This is a genomic window from Streptomyces sp. NPDC050560 (genome assembly GCF_044457285.1).
GTDB lineage: Bacteria > Actinomycetota > Actinomycetes > Streptomycetales > Streptomycetaceae > Streptomyces.
The window spans coordinates 25,455-43,165 of the sequence record NZ_JBITGT010000009.1 but is presented as its reverse complement, the minus strand read 5'-3'; the positions used below and the strand labels follow the sequence as shown (position 1 = coordinate 43,165).

Sequence of the window (17,711 nt, the reverse complement as noted above, 5' to 3'; positions counted from 1 at the left end):
CACCATGGCACCAGAACCACCCCTGCTCCGCATGTCAGGCATCACCAAAACATTCCCCGGCGTCAGGGCCCTCGACGGCGTCGACCTCGACGTACTCGCCGGCGAGGTGCACTGCCTGCTCGGCCAGAACGGTGCCGGCAAGTCCACCCTCATCAAGGTGCTCGCCGGAGCCCACCAGCCCGACGGCGGCGAGATCAACTGGCGCGGCGAGAACGTCGCGCTCAAGTCGCCCATCGCGGCCATGCGCCTCGGCATCGCCACCATCTACCAGGAACTCGACCTGGTGGAACACCTCTCCGTCGCCGAGAACGTCTTCCTCGGCCACGAGCCCACCGCCGCCGGCTTCGTCGTACGCGGGCGCCACGCGCGCACCGAGTCCTGGCGCATCCTCGACCGGCTCGGGCACCGCGAGATCGACCCCGCCACCCTCGTCGGCGAACTCTCCGCCGCCCAGCAGCAGATCGTCTCCATGGCCCGCGCCCTCTCGCACGACGTACGGCTCATCGTCATGGACGAGCCCTCCGCCGCGCTCGACCCCGACGAGGTCGACAACCTCTTCCGCATCGTCGCCTCGCTCACCGCCGACGGCGTCGCCGTCGTCTACATCTCCCACCGCCTGGAGGAGATCCGCCGCATCGGCGACCGGGTCACCGTCCTCAAGGACGGCCGCGCCGTCTCCGTCGGACTGCCCGCCAAGACCACCCCCACCCGCGAGGTCGTCGCCCTGATGACGGGCCGCAACGTCGAGTACGTCTTCCCCGACCGCCCCGCGGCCGACACCCCGGGCAAGCCCGTCCTCACCGTCAGGGGCCTCGCCAGGGCGGGGGAGTTCGCGCCGCTCGACCTCGACCTGCACCCCGGCGAGATCGTCGGACTCGCCGGGCTCGTCGGCTCCGGCCGCTCCGAGATCCTGGAGACCGTCTACGGCGCCCGCAAGCCCACCGCGGGCGAGGTGCGCGTCGACGGCACGGCACTGCGCCCCGGCAGCGTGCGGTCCGCCGTGCGCGCGGGGCTCGGACTCGCGCCGGAGGAGCGCAAGGCGCAGGCGCTGCTGATGCTGGAGTCCGTCACCCGCAACGTCTCCGTCTCCTCCATGTCCCGCTTCTCCCGCGGCGGCTGGCTCGACCGGCGCGCCGAGCGCAGGGCCGCGCGCGAGGCCACCCGCGACCTGTCGCTGCGCCCCGACAACCCCGACGCGCACATCCGCACCCTCTCGGGCGGCAACCAGCAGAAGGCCGTGCTCGCCCGCTGGCTGCTGCGCGGCTGCCGGGTCCTGCTGCTCGACGAGCCCACCCGCGGAGTCGACGTCGGCGCCCGCGCCGAGCTGTACGCCGTCATCCGCCGCCTCGCCGACGAGGGACTCGCCGTCCTCCTCGTCTCCAGCGAGGTCCCCGAGGTCCTCGGCCTCGCCGACCGGGTGCTGGTCCTCAAGGAGGGCCTGGTCGTCCACACCGCACCCGCCCGAGAACTCGACGAACCCCGCGTACTCGACCTAGTCATGGAAGGGAGCCCGACATCATGACGCAGCCTGCCTCGGCGGCCCAGCAGGGCGGGCCCGATGCCGGACCGCACCCCGCGCCGCGACCGAAGGACCCCACGGGCAAGCAGCACGACGACGGCGGCAGCACGCTGCGCTCGCTGACCAGGCGCCTGGACGTGCGCATCGTCAGCCTGCTCGGCGTGCTCGCCGTGCTGGTCGTCATCGGCGGTATCACCAAGCCCGACCAGTTCCTCGACACCAAGAACCTCCAACTGGTCCTCACCCAGTCCTCGGTCATCGGTGTCGTCACCGTCGGCGCCACGTTCGTCATCATGAGCGGTGGCATCGACCTCTCCGTCGGCGCCATCGTCGCGCTCGCCTCCGTCTGGGCCACCACCGTCGCCACCCAGGACTACGGCTTCGCCGGAGTGCTCGTCACCTCCGTCCTCGTCGGCCTCGGCTGCGGCCTCGTCAACGGGGTGCTGGTCGCGTACGGGCGGATGGTGCCGTTCATCGTGACCCTGGCCATGATGGCCTCGGCGCGCGGCCTCGCCCTCCAGATCAGCGACGGCAAGACGCAGATCGTCGACGTCGACGGCATCCTCAGCCTCGGCGAGCGCGACTCCTACGTCCTCGGCATACCCCCGCTGGTGATCGTCTTCGCCGCGGTCGCCGTCATCGGCTGGCTCGTCCTCAACCGCACCACCTTCGGCCGCCGCACCGTCGCCGCGGGCGGCAACCCCGAGGCCGCGCGGCTCGCCGGCATCGACATCCGCCGCCAGCGCCTCTACCTCTACCTGCTGTCGGGTCTGTGCTGCGGCATCGCCGCGTTCCTGCTGATCATCCTGTCGGGCTCGGGCCAGAGCACCAACGGCAACCTGTACGAACTCGACTCCATCGCCGCCGCCATCATCGGCGGCACCCTCCTCAGCGGTGGCCGCGGCACCATCGTCGGCTCCGTGCTCGGTGTGCTGATCTTCACCACCATCACCAACATCTTCGCGCTGAACAACCTCCAGACCGACGTCCAGCAGATCGCCAAGGGCGCGATCATCGTGGCCGCCGTCCTCGTCCAGCGCCGCTCGGCGACCACGCCCTGAGCCGCTCCGCCCACCCACACAGAACGGAAGGGCCACGACCCATGCCAGACTTCACCAGCCGCAGAGGGCTGCTCTTCGGAACCGCAGCCGTGTCCGCGGGAGCCCTCCTCACCGGCTGCACCAGCAACGACCCCGATGACGCCGACGACGACAAGAGCAGCAGCGACGCGCAGCCCGCGGCCGAGGACAAGCCCGGCAAGCACGTCACCATCGGCTGGGCGGGGCCCCAGGCCGACCACGGCTGGCTCAACGCGATCGACGAGCAGGCCAAGGAGCGCGCCAAGAAGTACTCCGACGTGACGATGGAGATCACCGAGGGCTCCAACGACACCGCCGCCCAGATCGGCCAGATCGACACCCTGATCAACAAGAAGGTCGATGTCATCGTCGTCCTCCCCGGCGACGGCAAGGCCCTCACCCAGGCCGGGCTCAAGGCCATGCGCGCCGGCATCCCCGTCGTCAATCTCGACCGGATCTTCGACACCCCGCAGGCGTACCGCTGCTGGGTCGGCGGCGACAACTACGGCATGGGCTTCAACGCGGGCACGTACATCGGCGAGCAGCTCAAGGGCAAGAAGAACGCCCGGGTGGTGGAGCTGGCCGGGATCGACGCGCTGGAACTCACCCAGCAGCGCACCAAGGGCTTCGACGAGGCGCTGAAGAACTACCCCGACATCAAGAAGGTCGCCCGTCAGGCCGCCGAGTTCACCGTCGAGTCGGGACAGTCCAAGATGGCCCAGCTCCTCCAGGCCCAGTCGAAGATCGACGCCGTCTGGAACCACGACGACGACCAGGGCGTGGGCGCGCTGCGCGCCATCGACCAGGCGGGCCGCGACGAGTTCTTCATGGTCGGCGGCGCGGGGGCGCTCTCGGCCATGCAGCACATCCAGAAGGACGACGGTGTGCTCAAGGCGACCGTGCTCTACCCGCCGTCCATGGCCGCGTCCGCCATCGACCTCGCCCGCGCCTTCGCGCAGGGCAAGGGCATATCGGGGCTCGCCGAGACCGAGATCCCGACCTCCATCACCCTCTACTCGGCGGTCGTCGACAAGAAGAACGTCGACAAGTACCTGCCCCAGGGCTTCAAGTGAGCCCGAAGAAGGCCCGCACACCACGATGACCACGGCCCGTGTGCCGGGGGCGCCGAGCGGCGGCGCCCGTGGCACCGCACGGCGCCGTGCGGCGTCCTTCGGTGCGAGGGAGTCCTTGCCATGTGCCCGCCCGGGCCACGCGACCCCATCGGGCGCTCGTCGCGCAGGGACCCCCGAGAGCACGCCGGAGTACGCCTTACGGCGCCCACACGAAGGAGGAAATCCGTATGGGAGAGCCCAACTCGCCGGCCGAGGGGGCCGAAGAGGCCACACCGCGGCTCGGCGTGGGCATGGTCGGCTACGCGTTCATGGGGGCGGCCCACTCACAGGGCTGGCGCACCGCGGGCCATGTCTTCGACCTGCCGATGACGCCGGTGCTCGCCGCGATCTGCGGCCGGAGCGGACCCGCCGTCAGGCAGGCCGCGGACCGGCTCGGCTGGGCCGCCGCCGAGACCGACTGGCGGGCCCTGATCGCCCGGGACGACGTCGACCTGGTGGACATCTGCACCCCGGGCGACAGCCATGCGGAGATCGCGCTCGCCGCGCTTGCGGCGGGCAAGCACGTGCTGTGCGAGAAGCCCCTCGCCAACACGGTGGAAGAGGCCGAGGCGATGACCGAGGCCGCCCGACGCGCCGCGGGCGGCGGGCAGATCGTCATGGCGGGCTTCAACTACCGCCGGCTGCCCGCCACCGCGTACGCGCGCGCCCTGGTGGCCGAGGGCAGGCTCGGCACGCTGCGCCACGTGCGGGTCAGCTACCTCCAGGACTGGCTTGTCGAGCGGGACTTCCCGCTGACCTGGCGCCTCGACAGGCAGAAGGCGGGCTCGGGCGCGCTCGGCGACCTCGGCGCCCACATCATCGACCTCGCCCAGTTCATCGCGGGCGACCGCATCGCCGGTGTCTCCGCGCTCACCGAGACCTTCGTCAAGGAGCGGCCCGTCCTCGACGGCGCCTCCGAGGGCCTGAGCGGCGGCGGGGGCGGCACCGACCTCGGCCAGGTCACCGTGGACGACGCCGCCGTGTTCACCGGCCGCTTCGCCTCGGGCGCGCTCGCCTCCTTCGAGGCCACCCGGTTCGCCGCGGGCCGCAAGAACGCGCTCAGGATCGAGCTGAACGGCGAGCGCGGCTCGCTCGCCTTCGACCTGGAACGCCTCAACGAGCTGTCGTTCCACGACCACACCGAGCCCGCCACCAGCGCCGGGTTCCGCCGCATCCTGGTCACCGAGCCCGAACACCCCTACCTCGACGCCTGGTGGCCGCCGGGGCACGGGCTCGGCTACGAGCACACCTTCGTGCACCAGGCCCGCGACCTGGTGCACGCCATCGCCGCCGGTCGGGCGCCCGCCCCCTCCTTCGCGGACGGGCTCCAGGTGCAGCGGGTGCTCGCGGCGGTGGAGGAGAGCGCCGCCAAGAACAGCGTCTACACCGTCGTCCCGGGATGAAACGGCCTTCCAAGGAGATCAGGACATGCCACGTTCCTTCACCCTGTTCACCGGGCAGTGGGCGGACCTCCCGCTGGAGGAGGTCTGCCGGCTGGCCCGCGACTTCGGCTACGACGGCCTCGAACTGGCCTGCTGGGGAGACCACTTCGAGGTCGACAAGGCCCTCGCCGACCCGTCGTACGTCGCCTCGCGGCACGCGCTCCTCGACAAGTACGGCCTGAAGTGCTGGGCCATCTCCAACCACCTCGTCGGCCAGGCGGTCTGCGACGCCATCATCGACGAGCGCCACCAGAACATCCTGCCCGCCAGGATCTGGGGCGACGGTGAGGGCGAGGGGGTCAGGCAGCGCGCCGCCGAGGAGATCAAGGACACCGCGCGCGCCGCGGCGGCCTTCGGCGTGGACACCGTGATCGGGTTCACCGGCTCCGCGATCTGGCACCTCGTCGCCATGTTCCCGCCGGTGCCCGACGGGATGATCGAGCGCGGCTACGAGGACTTCGCCACCCGCTGGAACCCCATCCTCGACGTGTTCGACCAGGAGGGTGTGCGCTTCGCCCACGAGGTGCACCCGAGCGAGATCGCGTACGACTACTGGACCACGCACCGCGCGCTCGACGCGGTGGACCACCGCTCGGCGTTCGGCCTCAACTTCGACCCGAGCCACTTCGTGTGGCAGGACCTCGACCCGGTGGGCTTCCTCTGGGACTTCAGGGACCGCATCTACCACGTCGACTGCAAGGAGGCCCGCAGGCGCCTCGACGGCCGCAACGGGCGCCTCGGCTCCCATCTGCCGTGGGGCGACCCGCGCCGCGGCTGGGACTTCGTCTCCGGCGGCCACGGGGACGTCCCCTGGGAGGACGTGTTCCGGATGCTGCGCTCCATCGACTACACGGGGCCGATCTCGGTCGAATGGGAGGACGCGGGCATGGACCGCGTCCAGGGCGCCCCCGAGGCCCTCACCCGGATGAAGTCCTTCGACTTCGACCCCCCGTCGGCCTCCTTCGACTCGGCTTTCGGCGGCAAGGAGTAGCCACCCGCCCGCCCCGACACCGGGTACGCCCTTCGGGCCCGGCAAGGGTGTCACCCGGCTCCGGGTGTACCCCCGGCGGCGCCACCCCCGCCCGGTGCCCCATCCCCCGGTGCCGGGTGGGCGGGTGGGCACGCCTCTCCAACCGCAACCACAACACACCCCGCACCCCTGAAAACGACCCCCTCCCGGCTCTCCGCCGGTACGGCTTTGTCTTCGGAGGGGAAAAAGTCGAAAGACATGACTGCACAAGGCTTTCCCGCCACGAACAAAGCCGGATACCGTCCTTGAGGTGTACAGAACACACACACTTCCGGGGTGACGGCGCACCCCGGCGTACCCGCACTGCTCGTACGACCCACCCTCCCGGAGGGAATTCGTGCACAGCAAACCCCACAGATTCCGCAAGGCCCTCGCGCTGCTGACCAGCTCCCTGCTGGCCGGCGCGACCCTCGCGCTGGCCGCCCCGCAGGCCGGCGCCGCGACCCCGGCCAAGGCGGCGGCCGACAGCCCATTCCAGCAGGTCACCCTCGCCAAGGGCGTGGAGGAGACCGGGGAGCCGATGTCGCTCGCCGTACTGCCCGACCGCAGCGTGCTGCACACGGCACGGGACGGCACGCTCCGGCTCACGGACGCCGCGGGCACCACCCGGGTCGCGGGCAAGCTCGACGTCTACAACCACGACGAGGAGGGCCTCCAGGGCGTCGGGGTCGACCCCGGCTTCAAGGACAACCGCTTCGTCTACCTCTACTACGCGCCCCAGCTCGACACCCCCGAGGGCGACGCCCCCGAGACCGGCACCGCCGACGACTTCAAGCCCTTCGACGGCGTCAACCGGCTCTCCCGCTTCAAGCTCGCCGAGAACGGCACCCTCGACACGGCGAGCGAGAAGACCATCCTTGAGGTCAAGACCTCCCGCGGCATCTGCTGCCACGTCGGCGGCGACATCGACTTCGACGCGGACGGCAACCTCTACCTGTCGACGGGCGACGACTCCAACCCCTTCGCCTCCGACGGCTTCACGCCGATCGACGAGCGCTCCGACCGCAACCCCGCCTTCGACGCCCAGCGCAGCGCGGGCAACAGCAACGACCTGCGCGGCAAGATCCTGCGGATCAAGGTCAAGGACGACGGCTCGTACGACATCCCGGACGGCAACCTCTTCGCGCCCGGCACCGAGAAGACCAGGCCCGAGATCTACGCCATGGGCTTCCGCAACCCGTACCGGCTCAGCGTCGACAAGACCACCGGCATCGTCTACGTCGGCGACTACGGCCCCGACGCGGGCGCCGCAGACCCGGCCCGCGGCCCCGGCGGCCAGGTCGAGTTCGCCCGGGTCACCAAGGCAGGCAACTTCGGCTGGCCGTACTGCACGGGCGACAACGACCCGTTCGTGGACTACGACTTCGCCACCGAGAAGTCCGGCGACACCTTCGACTGCGACGCACCGAAGAACGACTCGCCGAACAACACCGGCATCACCGACCTGCCGCCCGCGCAGCCCGCGTGGATTCCCTACGACAACGACTCCGTACCCGAGTTCGGGTCCGGCTCCGAGTCGCCGATGGCGGGCCCCGTCTACCACTACGACGCCGACCTCGACTCGGACGTCAAGCTGCCCGAGTCCTTCGACGGTGACTTCTTCGCCGGAGAGTTCGGCCGCCAGTGGATCAAGGACATCAAGCAGGACGCGGACGGCACCGTCCAGTCGATCAACGACTTCCCCTGGTCGGGCACCCAGGTCATGGACATGGCCTTCGGCCCCGACGGCGCCCTGTATGTCCTCGACTACGGCACCGGCTACTTCAACGGCGACGAGAACTCCGCCCTGTACCGCATCCAGGACGCGAGCAAGGGACACACCCCCGTCGTCGAGGCCAAGGCCGACAAGACCGAGGGCAACGCACCGCTCGCGGTGGGCCTGACCGCCACCGGCAGCGACGAGGACGGCGACGACCTCACCTACTCCTGGGACTTCGGTGACGGCAGCACCGCCGACGGCGCCGACGCCCAGCACACCTACACCAAGGACGGCAGCTACGCGGCCACCGTCACCGCCACCGACAGCACGGGACGCACCGGCAGCGCCAGCGTCTACGTGGTGGTCGGCAACACCGCGCCCAAGGTGACCTTCGAGACACCCGCGGACGGCACCCTGTTCAAGTTCGGCGACACCGTGCCCTTCAAGGTCAAGGTGACCGACGCCGAGGACGGCGACATCGACTGCTCCAAGGTCACCGTCAACTACATCCTCGGCCACGACACCCACGGCCACCCGATCACCTCGGCACACGGCTGCGAGGGCACCATCACCGCGCCCGCCGACTCCGACCACGACCCGAACGCCAACATCTTCGGCGTCCTGGACGCCACCTACACCGACGGCGGCGGCAGCGCGGGCGCACCGCTGACCACCCACGCCCAGGTCAAGCTCCAGCCCCGCGAGCGGCAGGCCGAGCACTTCAGCGACCAGCAGGGCGTCACCGCCAAGGACCGCGCGTCCGCCAGGGGCGGCAGGACCGTCGGCGACGTCAACGACGGCGACTGGATCTCCTTCACGCCCTACAACCTGGCGGGCGCCACCAAGCTCACCGCCCACGTGGCCTCGGACGGCGCGGGCGGCACCCTGGAGGTGCGCGCGGGCGCGGCCGACGGCACACTCCTCGGCACCGGGGACATCCCCGCGACCGGAGGCTGGGAGACGTACCAGGACGTCGACATCGCGCTGAAGGACCCGCCGCAGGAGACCACCGACCTCTTCCTCGTCTTCAAGGGCGGCGACACCGACGAGCTGTACGAACTGGACGACTTCACCATCGCCGGCGACCCGCCGCCGGTGAAGGACGCCAAGAGCATCCTGGTGTTCTCCAAGACCGCAGGGTTCCGGCACGACGCCATCCCCGACGGCATCGCCGCCCTGAAGGAACTCGGCGCCGACCACGACATCACCGTCGACGCCACCGAGGACGCCGCCCAGTTCACCGGCGACAACCTCGACAAGTACGACGCGGTGGTCTTCCTCTCCACCACGGGCGACGTCCTCGACGACACCCAGCAGGCCGCCTTCGAGCAGTACATCAAGGACGGCGGCGGCTACATGGGCGTGCACGCCGCGGCCGACACCGAGTACGACTGGCCGTTCTACGGCGACCTCGTTGGCGCCTGGTTCGACAGCCACCCCGCCATCCAGGAGGCCACCGTCCGGGTCGAGGACCACGACAACCCGGCCACCGCCCACCTGGACGACACCTGGAAGCGCACCGACGAGCTGTACAACTACCGCACCAACCCCCGCGACCACGTGCACGTCCTCGCGACCCTGGACGAGACCACGTACGAGGGCGGCACCATGAAGGGCGACCACCCGATCGCCTGGTGCCAGGAGTACCAGGGCGGCCGGTCCTTCTACACCGGCCTCGGCCACACCAAGGAGTCCTACACCGAGGACGCCTTCCGCACCCATCTCCTCGGCGGCCTCGCCTACGTCACCGGGCAGAAGGACGCGAACTGCAAGCCCGACACCGGCTACCGCGACCTTTACAACGGCCAGACCCTGGAGGGCTGGAAGCAGGCAGGGCCCGGGCAGTTCACCGTCGCGGACGACGGCACCCTGGGCTCCGAGGGCGGCATGGGGCTGCTGTGGTACCAGGCCGAGGAGTTCCACGCGTACTCCCTGAAGGCCGACTGGAAGATGGCCGGGGACGACAACTCCGGGGTGTTCGTGGGCTTCCCCGCCTCCGACGACCCGAACTCCGCGGTCGACAACGGCTATGAGATCCAGATCGACGCCACCGACGTGCCGGAGAAGACCACGGGCTCGGTCTACTCCTTCCAGTCGGCGGACATCGAGGCCCGCGACGCGGCGCTCAAGCCGCCGGGGGAGTGGAACAGCTACGAGATCCGGGTGGAGGGCGAGCACCTCCAGGTCTTCCTCAACGGCACGAAGATCAACGACTTCACCAACGAGGACCCGGCGCGCAGCCTGACCGACGGCTACGTGGGCATCCAGAACCACAGCGCCGACGACCAGGTCGCCTTCCGCAACATACAGCTCAAGAAACTGCCCGCAGAGGGCTGACAGACGGCGGCGGGCGGGAGACGCCGGACTCCCGCCCGCCGTCCCCACACCAGGCCGGGGCGCACGGCGCAGCCGCGCCCCGCCCCGGCCCCTTCCGGTGTACCGGTTCGCGTACGACAAGGAGGCTGCCCATGTCCGCCGAACCCGCCGCATCCCCGACCACCGCCCCCTCCCGCACCGGCGTCTGGCTCATCGGCGCGCGAGGCTCGGTGGCCACCACCGCCGTCGCCGGCTGCGCCGCCGTCGCCGCCGGACTCAACCCGCCCACCGGCATGCTCACCGAGACCGCCCCGTTCGCGGGATGCGGCCTGCCGCCGCTCGCCAACCTGGTCTTCGGCGGCCACGACACCGTCGACTGCCCGCTGCCCAAGCGCGCCGAGGCGCTGGCCGCCGGAGGGGTGCTGCCGCACGGGCTGCCCGCCGCCGTCACCGCCGAACTCACCGCCGCCGACCGGGAGATCAGGGCCGGAGGCCCGCTGCCGGGCGACACCAGGAGCGCCCAGGAGCTGATCGACGCCTTCGCCGCCGACCTGCGCGACTTCACCGGGCGCCACGGCCTCGCCCGCACCGTCGTCGTCAACGTCTCCTCCACCGAGCCCGCCCCCGAGGGCGACACCCTCCCGCCCAGCTCTCTCTACGCCGCGGCCGCCCTGCGCGCGGGCTGCCCCTACGTCAACTTCACCCCCTCCACCGGGCTGCACCACCCCGCGCTCCAGGACGCCGCCCGCGCCGGGGCGCTCCCGTACGCGGGCCGCGACGGCAAGACCGGGCAGACCCTGCTGCGCTCCGTCCTCGGCCCGATGTTCGCCCGCCGCGCCCTCGACGTCCGCGCCTGGTCGGGCACCAACCTGCTCGGCGGCGGCGACGGCGCCGCCCTCGCCGACCCCGCTGCCGCCGCCGCCAAGAACGCGGGCAAGGAGCGGGTACTCGCCGATACCCTCGGCGCCGCCCCCGAGGGCGAGGTCCACATCGACGACGTGCCCGCGCTCGGCGACTGGAAGACCGCCTGGGACCACATCGCCTTCGACGGCTTCCTCGGCTCCCGGATGATCCTCACCACCACCTGGCAGGGCTGCGACTCCGCGCTCGCCGCGCCCCTCGTCCTCGACCTGGCCAGGCTCGTCGCCCGCGCCCACGAGGCGGGGCACACCGGCCCCATGCCCGCGCTCGGTTTCTACTTCAAGGACCCCGACGAGGGCGCCTCCTCCGCCCTCGACGAGCAGTACGCCGCACTGCTCGCCCTCGCCCGCGAACTGGCGACCCGATGAGGCGCCTGTGGCCCCTCGCCGCCGCCGCGGCGGGCGCCGCCACCGCCGTGGGCGCCGCCGCCACCGTGCTCCTCGGCGCGGGCCGCCGCCCCCGCCGCGGCGGCCCGCCCTACGCGGAGCCCTCGGCGGCCACCCCACGGCACGCCCCGCAGCCGCCGGCGTCGGCCCCCCGGAAGCCGCCCGCGCCCGGCGGCGCCCCCCGCGCCTGGGCGGAACTGCTGCGGCTGCCCGCCCTGTTCACCGTCCCAGGCGACGCACTCGCGGGCGCCAGTGCCGCAGGCGCGAGGCCAGGCGGGCGCACCCTGCTCGCCGCCTGCTCGTCGCTGTGCCTCTACGAGGCGGGCATGGCGCTCAACGACTGGGCCGACCGGGCCGAGGACGCCGCCGAGCGCCCGCACCGCCCGCTGCCCTCCGGCCGGATCGCCGCACGCTCGGCACTGCTCGCCGCGGGCGCCCTCACCGCCGCCGGGCTCGGCCTCGCCGCCGCCGCCGGACGCCCCGCGCTCACCGTCGCCACCGCGCTGGCCGCCACCGTGTGGGCGTACGACCTCCGTCTCAAGCACACCCCCGCGGGCCCCGCCGCGATGGGCGCGGCCCGCGGCCTCGACCTCCTCCTCGGCGCCGCCGCGGGGCGCGGCGGCGAGGGCGCCAGGAAGGCACTGCCCTCCGCCGCCGCCCTCACCGCCCACACCCTCGCCGTCACCGCCGTCTCCCGCCACGAGACACAGGGCGGCTCGACCGGCACACCGCTCGCCGCGCTCGCCCTCACCGCCGCGCTCGCCCGTGCCCTCGCCGCGCCACCCCCCACACTCCCGGCAGGCCGGCGGGCAGCAGCCGCCCCCGGCCTGCCGGGACCGAGCGGCGGCCCGCCCCCGCTGTCCGCGCTGCTCGCCGCCGGATACGCGGCCACCGCCGCCCGGCCCCTGCTGCACGCCGCGCTCAACCCCTCGCCCCAGCTCACCCAGCGCGCCGTCGGCGGCGGCATCAGGGCCACCATCCCGCTCCAGGCCGCCCTCGCCGCCCGCGCGGGACGGCCGGGCACCGCGCTGCTCACCGCGGCCCTCGCCCCCGCCGCCCGCACCTTCGCGAGGAAGGTGAGCGTCACATGACCGACACCGCGCCCGCACCGAAGGACGCCACCGCGCTGCGGCTCGGCTACGGCACCAACGGCCTCACCGACCTCCGCCTCGACGACGCCCTCGGGCTCCTCGCCGACCTCGGATACGACGGCGTCGGCCTCACCCTCGACCACATGCACCTCGACCCGCTCGCGCCCGACCTCGCCACCAGGGCCCGCCGCACCGCCCGCACCCTGCGCCGCCGCGGGCTCGGCGTCACCGTCGAGACCGGCGCCCGCTATGTCCTCAGCGCCCGCCGCAAGCACGGGCCCACTCTCCTCGACCCCGACCCGGCGGACCGCGGCGCCCGCATCGGCCTGCTGACCGCCGCCGTGCGCACCGGCGCGGAACTCGGCGCCCACGCCGTGCACTGCTTCAGCGGAGTCACCCCCGAGGGCACCTCGGACGAGGACGCCTGGCGGCGGCTGACCGAGGCGCTCGCGCCCGTCCTCGACACCGCGGCCCGCGAGGGCGTCCCGCTCGCCCTCGAACCGGAGCCTGGACACCTCGTCGAGACCCTCGCCGACTTCCACCGGCTGCGCACCGCCCTCGGCGACCCGCCCCACCTCGGCCTCACCCTCGACATCGGGCACTGCCAGTGCCTCGAACCCCAGCCGCCCGCCGACTGCGTCACCGCCGCGGGGCCCTGGCTGCGGCACGTCCAGATCGAGGACATGCGCCGCGGCGTCCACGAACACCTCCCCTTCGGCGAGGGCGAGATCGACTTCCCGCCGGTGCTCGCCGCGCTCGCCGCCACCGGCTACCGCGGCCTGACCGTGGTCGAACTGCCCCGCCACTCCCACGCGGGACCCCGCTGCGCCGAGGACTCCCTCGGCTTCCTGCGCGCCGCCGCCGCGGCCGCCGCGCGGGCGCCCCTCGCGAGCGCCACCCCCGAAGGAGGCACCCCGTGAACCGGCCGGCGGCGGACCCCACCGCCGAGGGCGCCCGCGCCCGCCTCGCCACCGCCCTCGACGACACCGCGCGCGGCTGGCTGGAACGCGCCATCGAACAGGCGGGGGAGGCCCCCGCGGACGGCACCCGGCCGCCCGCCTGGGAGCTGCGCTTCGCCGAGGCAGGACGCCGCTGCGGCCCCGCCGCCTGCGACGACGCCCGGCTGCTGCTGCTCGCCACCGCACACCCGGACTCCGAAGGACTCACCCGCCTCTACCGGCGCGGCAGCGCCGCCGAGCGCCGCGCCGTCCTGACCGCGCTGCCCGCGCTCGTCCCCGGACCCGAGGCGGTGCCGCTCGTCGAGGACGCGCTGCGCACCAACGACACCAGCATCGTCGCCGCCGCCGTCGGCCCCTACGCCGCCCGCCACCTCGACACCCACAACTGGCGGCACGCCGTACTGAAATGCCTGTTCACCGGGGTGCCCGTGGCCGCCGTCGCCGACCTCGCGCGCCGCGCCCACGGGGACACCGAACTCGCCCGCATGCTCGGCGACTACGCCGAGGAGCGGCTCGCCGCGGGCCGCACCGTCCCCGCCGACCTGCACCACGTCCTGGCCATGACCGCCCCGGCGACCAGCGAGGAGTCCTGATGCGCATCTTCGACCCCCACATCCACATGACCTCCCGCACCACCGACGACTACGAGGCCATGTACGCGGCCGGGGTGCGCGCCCTGGTGGAGCCCTCCTTCTGGCTCGGCCAGCCCCGCACCTCCCCCGAGTCCTTCTACGACTACTTCGACTCCCTCCTCGGCTGGGAGCCCTTCCGCGCCGCCCAGTACGGCATCGCCCACCACTGCACCCTCGCCCTCAACCCCAAGGAGGCGAACGACCCGCGCTGCCGCCCCGTCCTCGACGAACTGCCGCGCTACCTCGTCAAGGACGGCGTCGTCGCCGTCGGGGAGATCGGCTACGACTCCATGACCCCGGCCGAGGACACCGCGCTCGCCGCGCAGCTCCAGCTCGCCGCGGACCACGAGCTGCCCGCCCTGGTGCACACCCCGCACCGCGACAAGCTGGCAGGTCTGCACCGCACCGTCGACGTCGTACGCGAGTCCGCGCTCGCGCCCGGCCACGTCCTGCTCGACCACCTCAACGAGACCACCGTCAAGGACGCCAAGGACAGCGGCTGCTGGCTCGGTTTCTCCGTCTACCCCGACACCAAGATGGACGAGGACCGCATGGTCGCCGTGCTGCGCTCCTACGGCACCGAACGGGTCCTGGTGAACTCCGCCGCCGACTGGGGCAGAAGCGACCCGCTCAAGACCCGCAAGGTCGCCGACGCCATGCTCGCCGCAGGCTTCTCCGACGACGACGTCGACCAGGTGTTCTGGCGCAACCCCGTCGCCTTCTACGGCATCGGCGGCCGCCTCGCCCTCGACGTCGCCGCGCCCGCCGCCACCCACGAGGGCAACTCCATCCTGCGCGGCGCGCCCAGGGAACCCGCCGACGGAGCGGGCGCCGCGGCGCCCGCAGGGCCCGCAGGGGAGTGACACATGCGCTTCCGGCACCCCGACGGCTCCACCGTCCACCTCGCCTACTGCACCAACGTCCACCCCGCCGAGACCCTGGACGGCGTCCTCGCCCAACTGCGCGACCACTGCGAGCCGGTGCGCAAGCGCCTCGGCAGGGACCGGCTCGGCATCGGGCTCTGGCTCGCCAGGGACGCCGCACGCGCCCTCGTCACCGACCCGGCCGCGCTGCGCGGGCTGCGCACCGAGCTGGACCGCCGCGGCCTCGAAGTCGTCACCCTCAACGGCTTCCCCTACGAGGGCTTCGGCGCGGGTGAGGTCAAGTACCGGGTCTACCGCCCCGACTGGGCCGACCCCGAACGGCTCACCCACACCAGCGACCTCGCCAGGCTCCTCGCCCAACTGCTGCCCGACGACATCACCGAGGGCACCATCTCCACCCTGCCGCTGGCCTGGCGCACCGCCTACGACGACACCCGCGCGAGCGCCGCCCTGGCCGCCCTCGCCCACCTCGGCGAACGCCTCGACGCGCTCGCGGAACTGACCGGGCGCTCCGTGCGCATCGGGCTCGAACCCGAGCCCGGCTGCGTCGTGGAGACCACCGGGGACGCCCTCGCGCCCCTCGCCGCCATCGGCCACCCCAGGATCGGGATCTGCGTCGACACCTGCCACCTCGCCACCTCCTTCGAGGACCCGGGCACCGCGCTCGACGCCCTCGCCGCCGCGGGCGTCCCGGTCGTCAAGTCCCAGTTGTCCGCGGCCCTGCACGCCGAGGACCCGGCACGCGCCGAGGTGCGCGCCGCGCTCGCCGCCTTCGACGAGCCCCGCTTCCTGCACCAGACCCGCACCCGCACCCCGCACGGCCTCGCCGGCACCGACGACCTCGGCCCCGCCGTCGCGGGCGGCGCACTGCCCGCCGCCGGGCCCTGGCGCTCCCACTTCCACGTCCCGCTGCACGCGTCCCCCGACGCGCCCCTCACCTCCACCCTCGACGTCCTCAAGGCAACCCTGACCCGCCTCGTCGGTCCCGCGGGTCCCGTCACCCGCCATCTGGAAGTCGAGACCTACACCTGGCAGGCGCTGCCCGAGCGGCTGCGCCCGCGGGCCAGGACCCAGCTCGCCGACGGCATCGCCGCCGAACTCGTCCTCGCCCGCGACCTGCTGACGGACCTCGGCCTGAAGGAACTGCCATGACAGCAAGCCCCCCGCCGCCCGCCGCCGGGGCCCGCCGGAGCGCGGGCGGTGCCCGCCCCACCCCGCTGCTCGTCCTGGACGTCGTCGGCCTCACCCCCCGGCTGCTCGACCACATGCCGCGCCTGAAGGCCCTCGCCGACGAGGGCTCGCGCGCCGCCCTCGGCACCGTGCTGCCCGCGGTGACCTGCGCGGCGCAGTCCACCTTCCTCACCGGCGCCATGCCCGCCGAGCACGGCATCGTCGGCAACGGCTGGTACTTCCGCGAGCTGGGCGACGTACTGCTGTGGCGCCAGCACAACGGCCTCGTCTCCGGCGACAAGCTGTGGGACGCGGCGCGCCGCGCCCACCCCGGCTACTCGGTCGCCAACATCTGCTGGTGGTACGCGATGGGCGCGGACACCGACATCACCGTCACCCCACGCCCCGTCTACTACGCCGACGGCCGCAAGGAGCCCGACTGCTACACCAGGCCGCCCACCCTCCACGACGAGCTGCACGCACAGCTCGGGACCTTCCCGCTCTTCCGCTTCTGGGGCCCGGGCGCCGACATCGTCTCCAGCCGCTGGATCACCGACGCCACCCGGCACATCCTGCGCACCCGCGACCCCGACCTGGCACTGTGCTACCTGCCGCACCTGGACTACGACCTCCAGCGCTACGGGCCCGACGACCCACGCTCCCTGAAGGCCGCCCGGGACCTGGACGCCACCGTCGCCCCGCTGCTCGCGGACGCGCGCGCCCAGGGCCGTACCGTCGTCGCGCTGTCCGAGTACGGCATCACCCGGGTCAGCCGCCCGGTGCACCTCAACAGGGCGCTGCGCGAGGCGGGCCTGCTCGACGTGCACACCCAGGACGGCATGGAGTACCTGGACCCGATGGCGTCGCGGGCCTTCGCGGTGGCCGACCACCAGATCGCACACGTCTACGTGCGCCGCCCCGAGGACCTGCCCGCGGTGCGGGAGGCGCTGGCGGGCGTGGCCGGGATCGCGGAGCTGCTGGACGACGAGGGCAAGAAGGCGCACCAGCTCGACCACCCGCGCGCGGGCGAGCTGGTGGCGGTGGCCGAGCCGGACGCCTGGTTCACGTACTACTACTGGCTCGACGACGCCCGCGCGCCCGACTTCGCGCAGCTCGTGGAGATCCACCGCAAGCCGGGCTACGACCCCGTCGAGCTGTTCATGGACCCCGAGGACCCCTACGTACGGCTGAAGGCGGCGGGCGCGCTGGCCCGCAAGAAGCTCGGCATGCGCTACCGCATGGCGGTCGTGCCGCTCGACGCCTCGCCGATCCGCGGCAGCCACGGCCGGCTCCCCGCCGACGACGACGAGGGGCCCGTCATCCTCTGCTCCGCCCCCGGCGCGGTCGCCGGCCGGCTGGCCGCCACCGAGGTCAAGTCGCTGCTGCTCGGCCTCGCGGGCCTTGAGGAGATCCCGCCCGGCCGCACCGCATCCCCCTGAGACACCCACCCCAGAACCCTCCCCCCACGCCA

13 protein-coding genes are annotated in these 17,711 nt (G+C 72.9%); all 13 read left to right on the top strand.

The window, feature by feature from the left end; all coding sequences use genetic code 11:
* The first annotated feature begins 4 nt into the window (after window positions 1–4).
* Window positions 5–1,522 carry a sugar ABC transporter ATP-binding protein gene (locus ACIBIW_RS21440; RefSeq protein ID WP_399338498.1) on the top strand — a complete coding sequence of 506 codons (1,518 nt, stop codon included), beginning with the start codon at window positions 5–7 and terminating at the stop codon, window positions 1,520–1,522.
* Complete coding sequence (locus ACIBIW_RS21435) at window positions 1,519–2,580, top strand: ABC transporter permease (protein ID WP_399338496.1); 1,062 nt, start codon at window positions 1,519–1,521, stop codon at window positions 2,578–2,580. Before ACIBIW_RS21440 ends, ACIBIW_RS21435 begins: the two co-directional genes overlap by 4 nt.
* A 41-nt stretch (window positions 2,581–2,621) precedes the next feature.
* Entirely contained in the window at window positions 2,622–3,671 is a 1,050-nt protein-coding gene (locus ACIBIW_RS21430; RefSeq protein ID WP_399338495.1) for a substrate-binding domain-containing protein, read from the top strand.
* A gap of 227 nt (window positions 3,672–3,898) precedes the next feature.
* Window positions 3,899–5,113, top strand: a complete 1,215-nt coding sequence (locus ACIBIW_RS21425; RefSeq protein WP_399338493.1) for a Gfo/Idh/MocA family protein — start codon at window positions 3,899–3,901, stop codon at window positions 5,111–5,113.
* A gap of 25 nt (window positions 5,114–5,138) precedes the next feature.
* The gene (locus tag ACIBIW_RS21420; RefSeq protein WP_399338491.1) at window positions 5,139–6,143 is read left to right on the top strand and encodes a sugar phosphate isomerase/epimerase family protein; all 1,005 of its coding nucleotides are present in this window, start codon (window positions 5,139–5,141) and stop codon (window positions 6,141–6,143) included.
* Window positions 6,144–6,519: 376 nt separating this feature from the next.
* Entirely contained in the window at window positions 6,520–10,218 is a 3,699-nt protein-coding gene (locus ACIBIW_RS21415; RefSeq protein WP_399338489.1) for a ThuA domain-containing protein, read from the top strand.
* Between the two features lie 131 nt (window positions 10,219–10,349).
* Entirely contained in the window at window positions 10,350–11,486 is a 1,137-nt protein-coding gene (locus tag ACIBIW_RS21410; protein ID WP_399338487.1) for an inositol-3-phosphate synthase, read from the top strand.
* Window positions 11,483–12,595 carry an SCO3242 family prenyltransferase gene (locus ACIBIW_RS21405; protein ID WP_399338485.1) on the top strand — a complete coding sequence of 371 codons (1,113 nt, stop codon included), beginning with the start codon at window positions 11,483–11,485 and terminating at the stop codon, window positions 12,593–12,595. The genes ACIBIW_RS21410 and ACIBIW_RS21405 overlap by 4 nt, the downstream gene beginning before the upstream one ends.
* On the top strand, window positions 12,592–13,515 hold the full coding sequence (locus ACIBIW_RS21400; protein ID WP_399338484.1) for a sugar phosphate isomerase/epimerase family protein: 924 nt from the start codon (window positions 12,592–12,594) through the stop codon (window positions 13,513–13,515). Before ACIBIW_RS21405 ends, ACIBIW_RS21400 begins: the two co-directional genes overlap by 4 nt.
* On the top strand, window positions 13,512–14,147 hold the full coding sequence (locus ACIBIW_RS21395) for an EboA domain-containing protein (protein ID WP_399338482.1): 636 nt from the start codon (window positions 13,512–13,514) through the stop codon (window positions 14,145–14,147). The genes ACIBIW_RS21400 and ACIBIW_RS21395 overlap by 4 nt, the downstream gene beginning before the upstream one ends.
* Window positions 14,147–15,049, top strand: a complete 903-nt coding sequence (locus ACIBIW_RS21390; RefSeq protein ID WP_399338480.1) for a TatD family hydrolase — start codon at window positions 14,147–14,149, stop codon at window positions 15,047–15,049. Before ACIBIW_RS21395 ends, ACIBIW_RS21390 begins: the two co-directional genes overlap by 1 nt.
* Window positions 15,050–15,052: 3 nt before the next feature.
* Window positions 15,053–16,222: a metabolite traffic protein EboE gene (gene eboE / locus ACIBIW_RS21385; RefSeq protein WP_399338478.1), complete on the top strand. Its 1,170-nt coding sequence runs from the start codon at window positions 15,053–15,055 to the stop codon at window positions 16,220–16,222.
* Complete coding sequence (locus ACIBIW_RS21380) at window positions 16,219–17,679, top strand: nucleotide pyrophosphatase/phosphodiesterase family protein (RefSeq protein ID WP_399338476.1); 1,461 nt, start codon at window positions 16,219–16,221, stop codon at window positions 17,677–17,679. Before eboE ends, ACIBIW_RS21380 begins: the two co-directional genes overlap by 4 nt.
* The last annotated feature ends 32 nt before the right edge of the window (window positions 17,680–17,711 follow it).

Bases quoted from the DNA above. Each gene is read 5' to 3' on its own strand.
- ACIBIW_RS21405 (WP_399338485.1), top strand. From the start codon at position 11,483: ATGAGGCGCCTGTGGCCCCTCGCCGCCGCCGCGGCGGGCGCCGCCACC.
- ACIBIW_RS21420 (WP_399338491.1), top strand. From the start codon at position 5,139: ATGCCACGTTCCTTCACCCTGTTCACCGGGCAGTGGGCGGACCTCCCG.
- ACIBIW_RS21440 (WP_399338498.1), top strand. From the start codon at position 5: ATGGCACCAGAACCACCCCTGCTCCGCATGTCAGGCATCACCAAAACA.
- eboE (WP_399338478.1), top strand. From the start codon at position 15,053: ATGCGCTTCCGGCACCCCGACGGCTCCACCGTCCACCTCGCCTACTGC.
- ACIBIW_RS21435 (WP_399338496.1), top strand. From the start codon at position 1,519: ATGACGCAGCCTGCCTCGGCGGCCCAGCAGGGCGGGCCCGATGCCGGA.
- ACIBIW_RS21425 (WP_399338493.1), top strand. From the start codon at position 3,899: ATGGGAGAGCCCAACTCGCCGGCCGAGGGGGCCGAAGAGGCCACACCG.
- ACIBIW_RS21430 (WP_399338495.1), top strand. From the start codon at position 2,622: ATGCCAGACTTCACCAGCCGCAGAGGGCTGCTCTTCGGAACCGCAGCC.
- ACIBIW_RS21390 (WP_399338480.1), top strand. From the start codon at position 14,147: ATGCGCATCTTCGACCCCCACATCCACATGACCTCCCGCACCACCGAC.
- ACIBIW_RS21410 (WP_399338487.1), top strand. From the start codon at position 10,350: ATGTCCGCCGAACCCGCCGCATCCCCGACCACCGCCCCCTCCCGCACC.
- ACIBIW_RS21400 (WP_399338484.1), top strand. From the start codon at position 12,592: ATGACCGACACCGCGCCCGCACCGAAGGACGCCACCGCGCTGCGGCTC.
- ACIBIW_RS21380 (WP_399338476.1), top strand. From the start codon at position 16,219: ATGACAGCAAGCCCCCCGCCGCCCGCCGCCGGGGCCCGCCGGAGCGCG.